The following is a 13,391-nucleotide window of genomic DNA, read 5'->3' on the forward strand; positions in this document are numbered from 1 at the left end:
AAAACGCAAATGAGCATTCTGATCGACGAAAAAACCCCGGTGATCGTCCAAGGCATGACCGGCGACAAGGGCACCTTCCACGCGAGGGAGATGATCGAGTACGGCACCAACGTGGTCGGCGGCGTGACGCCGGGCAAGGGTGGCGGCCGGCATCTCGACCGCCCGCTGTTCAACACGGTGAAGGAAGCCGTGAAGGAGACCGGCGCGGAAGCGTCCATCACCTTCGTGGCGCCGGCCTTCTGCGCCGACGCGATCATGGAATCGGCGGACGCGGGCATCAAGCTCGTCTGCTCCATCACCGACGGCATTCCCGCCCAGGACATGATGCGCGTGAAGCGCTATCTGATGCGCTACCCGCGTGACCGCCGCACCATGATGGTCGGCCCGAACTGCGCCGGCATCATCAGCCCCGGCAAGGCCATGCTCGGCATCATGCCGGGTCACATCTATCTGCAAGGCAATGTCGGCGTCATCTCGCGCTCCGGCACGCTCGGCTACGAGGCCGCCGCGCAGATGAAGGCCAGGGGCATCGGTATCACCACGTCCGTCGGTATCGGCGGCGATCCGATCAACGGCTCGTCCTTCCTGGACCACCTCGCGTTGTTCGAGGAGGACCCGGAGACCACGGCTGTGCTGATGATCGGCGAGATCGGCGGTCCGCAGGAAGCCGAGGCTTCCGCCTGGATCAAAGACAACATGTCGAAGCCGGTTGTCGGCTTCGTCGCTGGCCTGACCGCGCCGAAGGGCCGGCGCATGGGCCATGCCGGCGCCATCATCTCGGCGGCTGGAGACAGCGCCGCCGAGAAGGCCGAGATCATGCGCTCTTGCGGGCTCACCGTTGCGCCCAATCCGAGCGAGTTCGGCTCGACCGTGGCGAGCGTGCTCGGGGCTTAAGGAAAGACGGCCGAAAGGTCTTTCCTGACGTTTCGCGAAGGATCGCGGGTGGGGCGGAGCCGCTCCACCTGGTCTTTCCTGCACGGCGGGGCTGGCGCTCAAGGGACATGGCTGCCGCCGCGATGTGGTTTCGCGCGGTCCTAACCTCTAGAGCCGACCGATTTGGTCGGGGGTGCCTTGCGTTAAGTGATGAATGAGGAGTCCACAGAGCCGACGACCGGGACCGACGACGAGATGGCCGCGCTTATCAGCGGCACCTCGGCGAAGGACGCGTCCGATATCCTGTTCGACCTTCTCATGGAGGTGGTGCGCCGCCACCAGCCCGAGATTGCCGGCGTGTTCGACGGCAGCGCCGAGACCTCCGACTTCACGCCGGAGCTGATGGCCCGGGCGCTGCAAGCCCAAGGCATCTGGTTCCAGCTTCTTTCCATCGCCGAGCAGAACGCGGCTATGCGCCGGCGCCGCCATATCGAGCGCATGCGCGGCCGCGACGCCGTGCGCGGCACGTTCGACAACGTGCTGACCGAGGCGGCGCGAGACGGCATCGCGCCGAAGGAGATCGAGGATCTCTTGCGGTCTTTGCGCATCCGGCCGGTCATTACGGCGCATCCCACCGAGTCCAAGCGCGTCACCGTGCTGGAGAAATACCGCAAGATCTACCTGTTGCTGCGCGAGCTCGAAACCACGCGGTGGACCGAGCGGGAGCGTCAGGCGATCCTCGCCGACATCCGCGACCAGATCGAGCTGGTGTGGATGACCGGCGAGCTGCATCTGGAAAAGCCGACGGTCGAGCACGAGGTTTTGCGCGGCCTCCATTTCTTCGACGAGACGTTGTTCGAGAAGGCGCCGGAGATGATCGCGCTGCTCGAAGGCGCGCTCGAGCATCATTACCCGGGACAGCATTTCGAGCTGCCGCCCTTCTTCCAGTTCGGCTCGTGGATCGGCGGCGACCGCGACGGCAACCCGCACGTCAACACCACGGTCACGGGTTGGGCGTTGCGCCAGAACGCGCTCGCGGCACTCCGCCACTACCGCGAGCGCATCGTGAGCCTCGCCCGCATGCTGTCCATCACCGAGCGGGCGTTGCCGGTGCCGGAAGGTTTCCGCGAGACGCTCGCCCACGCGCTCAAGATGAGCGGCGAGGGCGAGACGATCGCCGCGCGCAATCCCGGCGAGCCCTACCGCCAGTTCTTGACCACGGTGCTGCGCAAGCTCGACGCCACTGCGGTGCGCGCCGGCGGCGGCGAGCTTGAGCTCGGTCAACCGAACTACGCCAATGCCGACGAGCTGATCCACGATCTCCGCTTAATGGAGCGGGCACTGGCCGAGGCCAACAGCCCGTCCATCGCCGCGGACCTGGTCAAGCCCGTGCGCCGGGCCGTGGAGCTGTTCCGCTTCTCTACCGTCAGGCTGGACCTACGCGAGAACTCCACGCGTACGACGCAAGCCCTGCAAGCGTTGTGGTGGGCGAGCGCCGGTCACGGCGAGGGTAATCCGCCGGAGCTCGGCAGCCGCGAATGGCGCACCTGGCTGCTGCACGAGCTGGCGCGGCCGCTCACCACCGAGCGGATCACCGCCGCGCTGCCGGCCGAGGCCACCGACCTCATCGCCATGTTCGCGCAAGCCGCAGAGATCAGGCGCGGGCTCGACCGCGACGCTTTCGGCTCGTTCATCCTGTCCATGACGCGTTCGGTGGACGATATCCTCGGCGCCTATCTGCTCGCCAAGGAGGGCGGGCTGTTCCTCGATACCGCCGGCACCGAGATCTGCGCCCTGCCCATCGTGCCGCTGTTCGAGACCATCGACGATCTACGCGCCGCGCCCGCGATCATGCGCGAGGCGCTCGCCATCCCGCTGATCCGCCGCTCCACCCATTGGCAAGGGGGCTTGCAAGAGGTGATGATCGGCTATTCCGACTCCAATAAGGACGGCGGCTTCGTCGCCTCCAACTGGGAGCTGGCCAAGGCGCAAACGAGCCTCACCAAGGTGGGCCAGGTGGCGGGCACGCCGATCGCCTTCTTCCATGGCCGCGGCGGCTCGGTATCCCGGGGCGGCGCGCCCACGGGCCGCGCCATCGCCGCCCAGCCCGCCGGCTCCATCCGGGGCCGCTTCCGCGTCACCGAGCAGGGCGAGGTGGTTTCCTACAAATACGCCAACAAGGGCACGTCGCTCTACCAGATGGAGCTTCTGGCCGCGAGCGTGCTGGAGCACGCCTTGAAGTCGGAACGCGAGACGGCGCTCCAGCCCTCCCGCGAGTTCGACGGGGCGATGGAGGCCTTGGCGGGGGCGAGCCGCGCCGCCTATACGGGGCTCATCACCCATCCGGACCTTGTCACCTATTTCCAGTCGGCGAGCCCGCTCGAGGAGATCTCGCTTCTCAATATCGGTTCGCGCCCGGCGCGGCGCTTCGGCGCCAGCTCGCTCAAGGACCTGCGGGCCATTCCGTGGGTGTTCGCCTGGGCCCAGAACCGGCACATCATCACCGGCTGGTACGGGGTCGGCAGCGCGCTTCAGAACTTCCTCGAGGTGCGCGGAAGCCAGGGCGAAAAGCTGCTCGGCCAAATGTTCAAGGGCTCCCGCCTGTTCCGCCTGATCATCGACGAAGTGGAGAAGACGCTGGCCCTGGTCGACCTCGAAATTGCGAGGGAATACAGCATGTTAGTGTCCGACGAGCGCGTCCGCGAGACCATTTACGCCATGATCGAGAAGGAGCTTGCCTTGACCGCCGAGATGGTGCTGAAAGTGTCCGGTGGAACGGAGATTGCCGGGCGATTTCCGCAGTTCCGCGCCGCTTTGGCCGTGAGGCTCCCCACCACCAACGAGGTCAACCGCGAGCAGGTCGATCTCCTGCGCCGTTTCCGGGCGACAGAGTCCGACCAGACACGCGAAGAGTTCAAATCCGCATTACTGCTTTCCATCAACACCGTTGCCGCCGGTCTCGGCGCCACAGGTTAAACCAGGAGGGACCCCTAGAATGAGCTTTACCCTGATCCAGCAGGCGACCCCGCGACTCCACCGTTCCGAGCTTGCCGTGCCGGGCTCGAACCCGTCGCTGTTCGAGAAGGCCGCCGCCGGCGCGCCGACGTCATCTTCCTCGACCTCGAGGACGCCGTGGCGCCCGACGACAAGGAGCAGGCCCGCAAGAACATCATCCAGGGCCTCAACGATCTCGACTGGGGCAACAAGACCATGATGATCCGCATCAACGGTCTCGACACCCACTATGCTTATCGCGACGTGGTCGACGTGCTGGAGAACTGCCCGCGCCTCGACATGATCCTGATCCCCAAGGTCGGCGTGCCGCAGGACGTCTACGCCATCGACATGCTGGTCACGCAGATCGAGCAGTTCAAGAAATACGAGAAGAAGATCGGCCTCGAGCTGTTGATCGAGACGGCGCTCGGCATGGCCAATGTGGAGGCCATCGCCCAGTCGAGCCCGCGCGTCGAGGCCATGAGCTTCGGCGTCGCCGACTATGCCGCTTCGACCCGCGCCCGCACCATGGGCATCGGGGCGCCGCATCCGGATTACGGCATCCTCGCCGACAAGGAAGAGGGCGTCGCCGAGCGCGACTATTACTGGAACGATCCCTGGCACTATGCGCTGTCGCGCATGATGGTCGCCTGCCGCGCTTACGGCCTGCGTCCGATCGACGGCCCGTTCGGCGACTTCTCCGATCCGGACGGCTATCTGGCGGCCGCCAAGCGCGCCGCGGTGCTCGGCTTCGAGGGCAAGTGGGCGATCCATCCCTCCCAGGTCGATCTCGCCAACCAGGTGTTCACGCCGTCCGAGGCCGAGGTCACCAAGGCCAAGCGCATCGTCGAGGCCATGAAGCAGGCGGCCAAGGAAGGTAAGGGCGCGGTGTCGCTCGACGGCCGTCTGATCGACATTGCCTCGATCCGCCAGGCCGAGGCGCTGCTCAACAAGGCCAAGGCCATGGGCATGTAGGCTTCGGCCTACTCCTTCATCCCGGCGAACGCCGGGGTCCGAATTACGAATGGCCGGGGTTCGCCCCGGCCATTTTTTTATGCCCTTTGCCCCCGGTCCAGCCCGCTCCGGCCCTTGGACGAAAGCGTGGGGAAAACCGTCGTGAACTTATTCCGCGAACGCGGGTTCTGATATCGTCGTGTGTCTTCACTCATAGGAGGGACTACAATGTTCAGGCTGCTGCTCATGGTCGGCGGGTCTTCGCTGGTGCTTGGCTTGGCGACTGCCAGCTACGCGCTCACGGCTCCGCCGCAGACGCTCAATGGCTTTGCTGCTGTCGCTATCCCGGTCGCTGACGATATGGAGGAGGAAGCGGTGGAGCAGGCGTTGGAGCCCGAAGAGGTGACCCCGGCTCCCGCAGAGGACTCCATGGAGAGCGAGGCTCCGGCCCCGAGCGAGGAGACCGAGATCGACGCGGAAGAGGGCAAGCAATAGGCGGCAGCCCGACGGCTGGCGCAGAAATGGCCGGGGTTCGCCCCGGCCATTTTTATTGGCTGGTCGGTGGTGCCCAACGCCCGGGTCCCTAAGCTCAGACGCCTGGGCCTGACGGCCGGGTTAGACGGTGTCGCGCTCGCGGCGCTCCGTCTCGGCATCGGCGACGTCGGGATCCGGCAGGGCGCCGGTGTCGTCGGCAAGACCGGCCACGTCGTCGTCATAGCGGGTCAGCGTGGCGGTCGGAAAAAAGCTCAAGCCATAGATCAGGCCGGCCAAGACGGCGCCCGATAAGAGTGACAGTACGGACATTCGTTCTCTCCCCTCGTTGGCGCCGTTTATGCCGAGCGAGTTTGGTGGCCTTGAGACTGAATCCCGGCAATTTGTCGGCAACCCGCCACGGCGCCGCCGCAAGGCTTGCCGCTTTATTACCGGGGGCTTGCCGGTGGCCCGCTTGTTCTGCGAGGTTTCGGCGGAGCAGGCTCTTTTCGGAAGGAAGACGGGACATGACCATCACCGGCGGATGTTTGTGCGGCGCGGTGCGCTATGAAATCGAGGCCGAGCCACTGGTGGTCAGGACCTGCTGGTGCACGGATTGCCAGAAATTCGGGGCGGGCAGTGCCACGGTGAATGTGGTGTTTCCCGCCGAGGCGGTGCATCTCAAGGGAGACTTGCGGGATTTCGCCAGCGCCGCCGATAGCGGCAGCGCCATGCATCGCGGCTTCTGCCCCGCTTGCGGGACGCCGGTGACCACCGGGTCCGAGGCGCGGCCGCATCTCATCGGCATCCGCGCCGGCACGCTCGACGACCCCGAATTGGGCCGGCCGCAGGTCACCATCTGGACCTCGAGCGCGCCGTCCTGGGCGCCCATCGACCCCACTATTCCGCAGGAGGCGAAGCAGCCCGCGCTGCCAGGCCCGCCCAAGGGGTGAGGTCTCAGTTCCGCGGCGCTTTCGCCGCGCAGAGGCGGTGGCGGTAGTAGCAGTCGCCGGCTGAAAAGCCGCTGCTCTGCTGGGTGATCTCCCCCTTGGCGCCGAGATCGAAGCGAAACTCGACGAAGGCCTCCGGCGCCCAGCCGGTGCAGGCGATGCGCACTGCGCCCTGATGGCGCTCGTCGCAGCTGTTGCGGATGCGCACGGCATGGCCGTCCGGCGCGACGACGATGTTGAGGCAATGGGGCCGCGACTGGTCGCAGGCCGAGCCGTCGTCCTGGGGCGCCATGGCCAGCGCCGCGTTCCACCGCTCGGAGACCGCCGACCAGGTCTTGAGATGAGACAGCACCGCGTCGGCCACCTGGTCCGGCGCCTCGCGCATCAATTGGTGGCCCGCTTTCAGGCTGTGCTGGCGGAACGGCCCGTCCACATAATTGGCGGTCTTGTTGGCGGCGACGCGGCCGAAGGCGCCGTCCTCGTTGCCCCAGATATAGAGCGCCGGCTGGGTGATCTTGCCGAGCGGATCGAGGGAGTCGAACGCGAAGGCGCGGTACCAGTTGAGCGGCCCGCGCAGCGCGCCGGGCTCGCCGAACACCCGGGTATATTCCTCGACTTGCTCCGGCGGCAGCATCTGCCAGCGCAGACGCTTCAGATAGGACGCGCGGTTGAAGCCGAGCACCAGCTCCGGCAGCCAGGGCAGGCGGTAAAGCAAGACGTAGCTGCTGTCGGCCCACTGGGCCGCGGGCGCTCCAGCGCTTCGGCGAGAGCCGCCGGATGCGGGGTGGAGAGCGAGGTGACGGTCAGCACCTGGTCCGGGAAGCGGTCCGCGGCGATCCAGGCGATGGCGCCGCCGAAATCGTGGCCGACCACGTGGAAGCGCTCGAAGCCCACCGCGTGGGCGATGGCGACCGCGTCGGCGGCAAGCCGCCCGCTGGTATAGGCGCCGACCCGCCAGGGCCTCGCCCCGGGGCTGTAGCCGCGCTGGTCGAAGGCGACGACGCGGAAGCCTTCCCCCGCCAGCCGGTCCATCAGCGGCTGCCACATGATCGAGGTCTCGGGGAAGCCGTGCAGCAGGATGACCCCTTCGCCGCCGGGGTTCCGGCCGAAGCCTTCGACGCGGGCGCGGAACTCCATGCCGCTGGCGCGGATGCGGACGAGACCGTCGCGCTTCGGCGAGAACAGGGGCAGGGCCTCGGTCTGGGCGGCGTGACAGGTGGGGCAGGCCGGCGCGAGAAGCAGCCGGTCGACGGCATAGGCGGCGGACAGGGGCAGCGCCACGGCCGCCCATGCAATCCAGAGCCATTTGAGCCGTCTCATCCAAGCCCTGTCTTATGCGCCTTCCGCCGGCGTTTCGATGTTGCCCGTCAGTTCGGGCCCGCGCTTTCGCGATGCCGCGTGGCGAACTCTTCCTCCGGCGACATGATCAGATGCTTGCGGCCATGCACGGCGAAATAGCAGATCGCCAGCCCATACCAGATGGCCACGCCGACGACGCCGTCGCGGTAGACCGGATCGGCGAGCTGGAAGCCGATGGTCACGGCGGCGATGAGCACGGTGAGGGCCGCACCCGGCACGCCGAACGGGCTTCTGAAGGGCCGCTCGATCTTGGGAAATTTGCGGCGGAGCTGGATGAAGGTCAGCCCCTGGAGCAGATAGGAGAACATGGCGCCGAACACCGCCATGTTCAGCAGCACGCCGCCGATGAAGGAGCCGGCGTCTTGGCCGCCCATGGTGAACCACACGGTCAGCATCACCGCGAGGCCGAGCACGGCGCCGGCGACGAGCGCCACGTTGGGCGTCTTGTGCTTTGAGTGCGTCACCGACAGGAAATGCGGGAAATAGCCGGCCCGCGACAGGGAATAGATCTGCCGCCCGCCGGCGAAGATGATGGCGTGGAAGCTCGCCACCAGGCCGGCCACGGCGGCGAGCGCCAAGGCACCTGCCGCATGCAGATCGAAGATGGCGCGGAAGCCGTCCAAGATCGGCTCGGCCGAGGTGCCGAGCGCGAAGGCCCCCGTCACCGTCTCGCTCGCCCCGTTCGGCGTCGGTGACCACGCGCTCCACGGGAATAGACGGGTTGATGAGGAGCACGAGGAAGCCGAGGCCGATCAGCGTGAACATGCCCAACATGATGCCTTTCGGCATATCGCGCTTCGGGTCGACGGATTCTTCGGCCGCCAAAGGCAGCTGCTCGATGGCGAGGAACAGCCACACGGCGAACGGCATGGCGGCCAAGATGCCGTAGACGCCGAAGGGCAGGAACGGGCCGCCGCCCTCGGCAGCTCGACGCCGGCGCCGGTCACGGGGTCCGCGCCGATATTCAGCGCATAGCGCGAGAAGTCGAAGAAGGGGAGCGCGCTCACGAAGAAGGTGATCAGCACGCAGATGGCCATGAGCGTCACCATGGCAGTGACCATGAAGGACAGTTCGCGCCGCGGGCGTTCGCGGTGACGAAGATGACGTAGCCGGCGATCCAGAAGAGCGGCTGCCACGCCGCCGGCGTGCCGAAGATGGCGGTGAGATAGGCGCCAATGAAATAGACGATGACCGCGGGCGTCAGCACATATTCGATATTCTCCGCGACCCCGGTGATGAAGCCGCCCCAAGGCCCGAAGGCGGTGCGGGCGAAGGAATAGGCGCCGCCGGTGTGCGGCAAAGCCGGGCTCATCTCGGCGATGGAATAGGTGAGCCCTAAGAACATGATGGTGATGATGACGGCGCCGACGAACATGCCGCCCCAGCCGCCCACGGCGAAGCCGAGATTCCACCCGGAGAAATCGCCGGAAATCACCGCGGCGACGCCCAGCGCCCACAGATAGAAGACGCCGGCATGGCGCCGGAGCTCCCGATCCTCGAAATAATCGATGCCGGGGTCCTTATAGGAGACGCCGCCCTCGTGCTTCTTGCCGACCATATTCCCTGTCCCCCGTGGGGCCCTGTGCCCGGGCCCTCAACCGTCAGATTCGGCCCGGACTATAGCAGGGGTGGGAGGCTTGGGGCAGGTGGGGTTGCGGGGCCATTTGATGGAAATCAAGGCGCGCGAGCGGCTTTCGCGGTTCGCTCAAGGCGACGCTTCCTTCACCGTGCTGGTTAGCCGAAAGAGGGCGCAGCGATGAAAAAGCTTCTGGCAACGGTCATCGCCATCATTTGCCTCGGTTTTGCCTCGACCGGCGCCGGTCAAGCGAAGACGGCGGACGCGTCCTCCTCGCAATGCGACTGGATTAAAGCGGAATCGTCGTCCGGCATTCGAGTCGCGCAAATTGATCATTGCTGCGTCGGGGCGAGAAGGATGCCCGACGACACGACGCGATGTGTCTATGCCTGCAACGACATGATCGACAACTGCACGGGCAAGATGATCCGTGCCGGCTATCCGCACATCGCGTTCGACGGCTACACGCCCGCGGCCTGTATCGACTTCATTCTCAATACGCCGTGGTGCTCACCGTGAGAGCGCTCGGTCTTTGGTGTTTCCGGAGGGTGGACAGTCTCCGTTGAGGAGATGAAAGGAGTCGCAGGATGACTCTACCCGGCTTCATCTCGGCATTGATCGTTGGCGCCGTCGTGGTGGCGGTGCCGGTCGCCGCCGGCGCCGCATTCACGGCGCATCCAGCGGCGCCTCGCTGCGCGTCGTGCCTCCGCGCCCAAGAGATACAGCAGCTTGATTGCAACAGCCTCGCCCAGCTCAATCAGTATGGCGGTTGTTCCGGCTTCTGTCAGAGTTTCGCGCAAGCGTGGGGCGGCGCGTCACAAGCGACGATCGGGGCTTGCATCAGCAATTGCAACGCTAAGGTCGCGCAATGCGGCGGTGTCGGCACTGGAGGCGGAGGTGAAGGCGTGGCCCAGCCCAATTGTCAGTGGTACGCGAAGGGCGAAATCCGCAAATATATCTGTCGGATTTACTAGTGGGATTGTCCGCGCCGAACGCTAGGCGCGAGAACCGCCTGCCTGATCCTATGAGGAAGGTGCCGATGTTCCGAAAAGCCGGCGCTGTTCTGGTCGCATCCAGTTTTGCGCTCCTTCTAAGGGCGGGCGCCTCGGTGGCCGAACCGCCTGCCCCTCCAGTCCCTGCGCCCCCGGTCGACCCGGCTCTCCAGCGGCTCATTGGCACGCAGGCCGAGGGTGATTTTCCGATAAAGGGGTGGGAAGATATGGGCGGCGGTCTGCTTGAAGACCCTGTCTGGTACGCCCAGTATCGGCGGGCTGATGGGGCGCAGCTCGTGCTGGTGCAGTGGGCCTTGCCGAGGCGGCCCGGCGCAAAATACCTCACCTTCCAGATCACCGATGTGCTGGTGACCCCGCCGTTGCGCGAGAATGCGGCGCTCGCCTTTTTCTGCCGGGCGGCGCAACCCAACGTGACCCAAAAGATCTTGGCTGTCGTCGTGCCAAGCCCGGACCAGGAATGGTGGCGGGATATCCAGCAGGCATGGGCCGTGGATCTGGACAGCGGTCATCCGTTCCATCCCGCCGGGGGGTATCGAATGCGTCAACGAAGGCTGGGGCGACTAGGCTCCGGGCGACGGCCACGATGTGCCCGCGCGTCTGTCCGCTAAGGGTGCGCTCCAAATTCCCCTTGCTTCCGATTTGGATTGAGCGCTGTCATGAAAGGTTAACCCGGTTCAAAGGGAGCACCTCCATGAGCCACACTGTTCTAAGGATTGTTCTTTTGGCAGCCGTCCTATCCACGCTCAGCTCCGCGTCCATTGCAGGGCCTTCCTGCTCGATCTGGAACTGGCAAAGCGATGGCGTGTACTGGCAGACCTGCGTCAACGACGACGGTTCGCAGCAGTGCTACCAAGCCACCGACGATGCAGGCTCGAACGCCCGCGAGGTTTCCTGCTAGTCGGCAGTGAAACGGGCGCGGTCTCGGAAGCGTGATTAAGCGTGTTCGATTGGGCGCTGGATATTTGCTTCAGCGGCGCTCTATCTTTGCCAAGGTGATGGCTTTCCCTCCCATCACCGAAGGTTCCCCCCGATAAGGAACCCGAAGCCCCGGCCCTCCCCCCGTGACCGGGGCTTCTTCTTGTCCGGCCGGGGCCAAAGTGAAAGCCGGGCGCCCCGAATACCGCCCATCAGTCGACGAGGGCGGGGTTGACTAGGAAACGCCGGTAGATGGTCGGCAAGAAGCACGCGGGCGCTCGAGGTCTTCTCGCGGCTCGCGAAGAGGTCTGCCTAGGCACCAGGATTAAGAGCGGCTAGGGTCCTAAGTGGTGCTTTTGGGCCATTTAGGACGGCGCCGGGACGTCGGCGGTCGGCGAGCAAGCGAGAGGCGAATGACCGAGACATCGACACAGAGCCTTCGATCCTATGCCGTGTGGGACAGGCCGACGCGGTGGTTCCATTGGATCAACTTCGTTTGCGTCGTTGCGCTGGCCGCCCTCGGCACCGCGATGCTCTATGGCAAAGAGCTCGGCGTGACCGACGACGGCAAGCTCCTGCTGAAGTCCACCCATGTCCTGTTCGGCTATGTCTTCGCGATCAATTTGGCGTGGCGCATCGTCTGGGCCTTCATCGGCAACCGGCATGCGGGCTGGTCCGCGCTGCTGCCGTTCGGCAAGGGCTACGGCGCCGCGCTCAAGGACTATGTGGGTGAGCTGCTGCGCGGCGATGTGCGCCCTTATCTCGGACACAACCCGGTCGCGCGCCTGATGGTGTCGCTGCTGCTCCTGCTGCTGGTGGTGCAGGCGGCGACGGGTCTCGTTCTCGCCGGGACCGACATCTACTATCCGCCGTTCGGCGGCTGGATTACCGGCTGGATTGCGGCGCCCGGCGTCGACCCGGCGACGATCGTCCCTTACGACAAGACCGGCATCGATCCCGCCTCATGGGAGGCGATGCGCGCCTTCCGCTTGCCCTTCGTCACGGTGCACTACTGGAATTCCTACGCGCTTCTCGTGCTGATCGTGATTCATATCGGCGGCGTGGTGGTGACCGAACTGCGCGAAGGCGGCGGCATCGTCTCCGCCATGTTCACGGGGCGAAAGATCCACGACCGGACGCCCGTGGATCATCGCGAGCCGGGCGCCTGAACGGACTGGCCGGCGGCTAAAGCTCGCCGGCGTGGCGCTGAATAGCTGAATGGGAGTGGGAAAAAGGTCCAGCTTGGGCATCGCGCTCGCGGGCATGCCGGTTGACCGAGATCAAGGCCGATATTTGCGGTTGCGCTAAAGTCTTTTCCTATGCCCTTTACAGGGAGATGCGAGATGAAGCTCAATGCTTTAGCCTTCGCCCTGGCTTTTGGAATTTGGTGGGGCGGCGGAATCTTTGTCTCAACTTGGTGGCTTATCGCTCAAGGCGGCGCTACGACCGCGCCAGCGCTCCTCGATCAATTCTATTACGGCTATAGCCTGACCCCGCTCGGCAGCTTGATCGGCCTGGCCTGGGGGTTCGTCTGTGGCGCCATCTGCGGTGCTATCCTGGCCTGGCTATACAACTTTTTTGCCACCAGAGTCGGCGTTTAAGCGGAGCGCCGAGAGATGTATGACGGGATGATGGACGGCTGGGGTATGGGGCTGGGCTTTATCTTCTGGGTTGCGCTCTTCGTCTTGATCGTCGCTGGGGTATTGTGGTTCGTCCGATCGCAAGCCACGACGAGCGGGCGCACAGAACAGCGTTCTCGTGGCCTCGACGCACTCAATGAGCGCTATGCGCGTGGAGAGATCGACCGCGAAGAATACCTGCAGAAGAAGCGCGACTTGATCGACTGATGCGGCCCTCTTGGCTTCGGCCCAGGGCGATTGCTCGAACGCGCTCAGTCCTTCGCGAAGCTGTCGGAAGGATACCGCACAATCCCTCCCATCCCCCGTCCATGAGGCGCGCGCGCGCGGGCCGTGTGGAACCATCCTCCGCCGCCCTACGTTGAACCGTCTAGCGCGTAGCGGCGGGTTCCCTGTTGCTGCGAACCTGCATCCCGCCCTACGCGCTCAAGTCGCGTAGGAAGCCTGGCCGCTTTCCCCCGGGGTGGTCGGGCTTCTTCCCCCTTGGTGCCTTTGCTCCCCAAGGCGGACCGGGCTCCCCAAGGCGGACCGGCCGGCCGGTTCAGCCGCTCTCCCCACGTTATCCCCGGCCTCCAAAGCTCGCGTAGATGCACGCATCCCTCGTCCATGAGGACGCGAGCTGCAGACCGTCTGTCGTTCGGGACTTGGG

At 65.4% G+C, this 13,391-nt stretch carries 14 protein-coding genes and 2 pseudogenes; 12 read left to right on the forward strand and 4 right to left on the reverse strand.

Going from position 1 to position 13,391, the window contains the following annotated elements:
* Positions 1 to 9 precede the first annotated feature (9 nt).
* The 4 genes and pseudogenes from sucD (at position 10) to AUC69_RS03105 (ending at position 5,316) form a co-directional block, all read left to right on the forward strand.
* On the forward strand, positions 10 to 894 hold the full coding sequence (gene sucD, locus AUC69_RS03090) for a succinate--CoA ligase subunit alpha (RefSeq protein ID WP_069440867.1): 885 nt from the start codon (positions 10 to 12) through the stop codon (positions 892 to 894).
* A gap of 189 nt (positions 895 to 1,083) precedes the next feature.
* Complete coding sequence (locus AUC69_RS03095; RefSeq protein WP_069440868.1) at positions 1,084 to 3,849, forward strand: phosphoenolpyruvate carboxylase; 2,766 nt, start codon at positions 1,084 to 1,086, stop codon at positions 3,847 to 3,849.
* A gap of 19 nt (positions 3,850 to 3,868) precedes the next feature.
* A pseudogene (locus AUC69_RS03100) lies at positions 3,869 to 4,842 on the forward strand (HpcH/HpaI aldolase/citrate lyase family protein).
* 207 nt (positions 4,843 to 5,049) lie between these two features.
* On the forward strand, positions 5,050 to 5,316 hold the full coding sequence (locus AUC69_RS03105) for a hypothetical protein (protein WP_069440869.1): 267 nt from the start codon (positions 5,050 to 5,052) through the stop codon (positions 5,314 to 5,316).
* Positions 5,317 to 5,436: 120 nt separating this feature from the next.
* On the opposite strand, the gene AUC69_RS16865 is transcribed toward AUC69_RS03105, so the two are convergent.
* Positions 5,437 to 5,625, reverse strand: a complete 189-nt coding sequence (locus AUC69_RS16865; RefSeq protein WP_141700552.1) for a hypothetical protein — start codon at positions 5,623 to 5,625, stop codon at positions 5,437 to 5,439.
* A 194-nt stretch (positions 5,626 to 5,819) separates the two neighbouring features.
* Here AUC69_RS16865 and AUC69_RS03110 point away from each other — a divergent pair, with 194 nt between their 5' ends.
* A complete protein-coding gene (locus AUC69_RS03110; protein ID WP_069440870.1) occupies positions 5,820 to 6,245 on the forward strand; it encodes a GFA family protein in 426 nt (141 codons plus the stop codon).
* A gap of 4 nt (positions 6,246 to 6,249) precedes the next feature.
* Here AUC69_RS03110 and AUC69_RS03115 read toward each other — a convergent pair whose 3' ends face one another.
* The 3 genes and pseudogenes from AUC69_RS03115 to AUC69_RS03125 all read right to left on the reverse strand — a co-directional run bounded on the left by AUC69_RS03115 (position 6,250) and on the right by AUC69_RS03125 (position 9,159).
* Positions 6,250 to 6,957: an alpha/beta fold hydrolase gene (locus tag AUC69_RS03115; protein WP_141700553.1), complete on the reverse strand. Its 708-nt coding sequence runs from the start codon at positions 6,955 to 6,957 to the stop codon at positions 6,250 to 6,252.
* Positions 6,894 to 7,562 (reverse strand): alpha/beta fold hydrolase, encoded by a 669-nt coding sequence (locus AUC69_RS03120; RefSeq protein ID WP_069440872.1) that lies wholly within the window; start codon positions 7,560 to 7,562, stop codon positions 6,894 to 6,896. The genes AUC69_RS03115 and AUC69_RS03120 overlap by 64 nt, the downstream gene beginning before the upstream one ends.
* Before the next feature lie 47 nt (positions 7,563 to 7,609).
* Positions 7,610 to 9,159: pseudogene (locus AUC69_RS03125) on the reverse strand (amino acid permease).
* Positions 9,160 to 9,357: 198 nt separating this feature from the next.
* On the opposite strand from AUC69_RS03125, the gene AUC69_RS03130 reads away from it, so the two are divergent.
* From AUC69_RS03130 to AUC69_RS03155, 7 genes are all read left to right on the forward strand, one after another.
* Positions 9,358 to 9,696: a hypothetical protein gene (locus AUC69_RS03130; protein ID WP_069440873.1), complete on the forward strand. Its 339-nt coding sequence runs from the start codon at positions 9,358 to 9,360 to the stop codon at positions 9,694 to 9,696.
* Between the two features lie 68 nt (positions 9,697 to 9,764).
* Entirely contained in the window at positions 9,765 to 10,151 is a 387-nt protein-coding gene (locus AUC69_RS03135) for a hypothetical protein (protein ID WP_069440874.1), read from the forward strand.
* A gap of 65 nt (positions 10,152 to 10,216) precedes the next feature.
* A complete protein-coding gene (locus tag AUC69_RS03140) occupies positions 10,217 to 10,798 on the forward strand; it encodes a hypothetical protein (RefSeq protein WP_141700554.1) in 582 nt (193 codons plus the stop codon).
* Between the two features lie 83 nt (positions 10,799 to 10,881).
* Positions 10,882 to 11,088, forward strand: a complete 207-nt coding sequence (locus tag AUC69_RS16870; RefSeq protein ID WP_141700555.1) for a hypothetical protein — start codon at positions 10,882 to 10,884, stop codon at positions 11,086 to 11,088.
* Positions 11,089 to 11,518: 430 nt separating this feature from the next.
* Positions 11,519 to 12,274, forward strand: a complete 756-nt coding sequence (locus tag AUC69_RS03145; protein ID WP_069440876.1) for a cytochrome b/b6 domain-containing protein — start codon at positions 11,519 to 11,521, stop codon at positions 12,272 to 12,274.
* 174 nt (positions 12,275 to 12,448) lie between these two features.
* Positions 12,449 to 12,706: a bacteriophage holin gene (locus AUC69_RS03150; RefSeq protein WP_069440877.1), complete on the forward strand. Its 258-nt coding sequence runs from the start codon at positions 12,449 to 12,451 to the stop codon at positions 12,704 to 12,706.
* A gap of 15 nt (positions 12,707 to 12,721) precedes the next feature.
* A complete protein-coding gene (locus AUC69_RS03155) occupies positions 12,722 to 12,952 on the forward strand; it encodes an SHOCT domain-containing protein (RefSeq protein WP_069440878.1) in 231 nt (76 codons plus the stop codon).
* Positions 12,953 to 13,391: the final 439 nt, after the last annotated feature.

This window comes from Methyloceanibacter superfactus (genome assembly GCF_001723305.1).
In the GTDB taxonomy this organism is placed as follows: domain Bacteria; phylum Pseudomonadota; class Alphaproteobacteria; order Rhizobiales; family Methyloligellaceae; genus Methyloceanibacter; species Methyloceanibacter superfactus.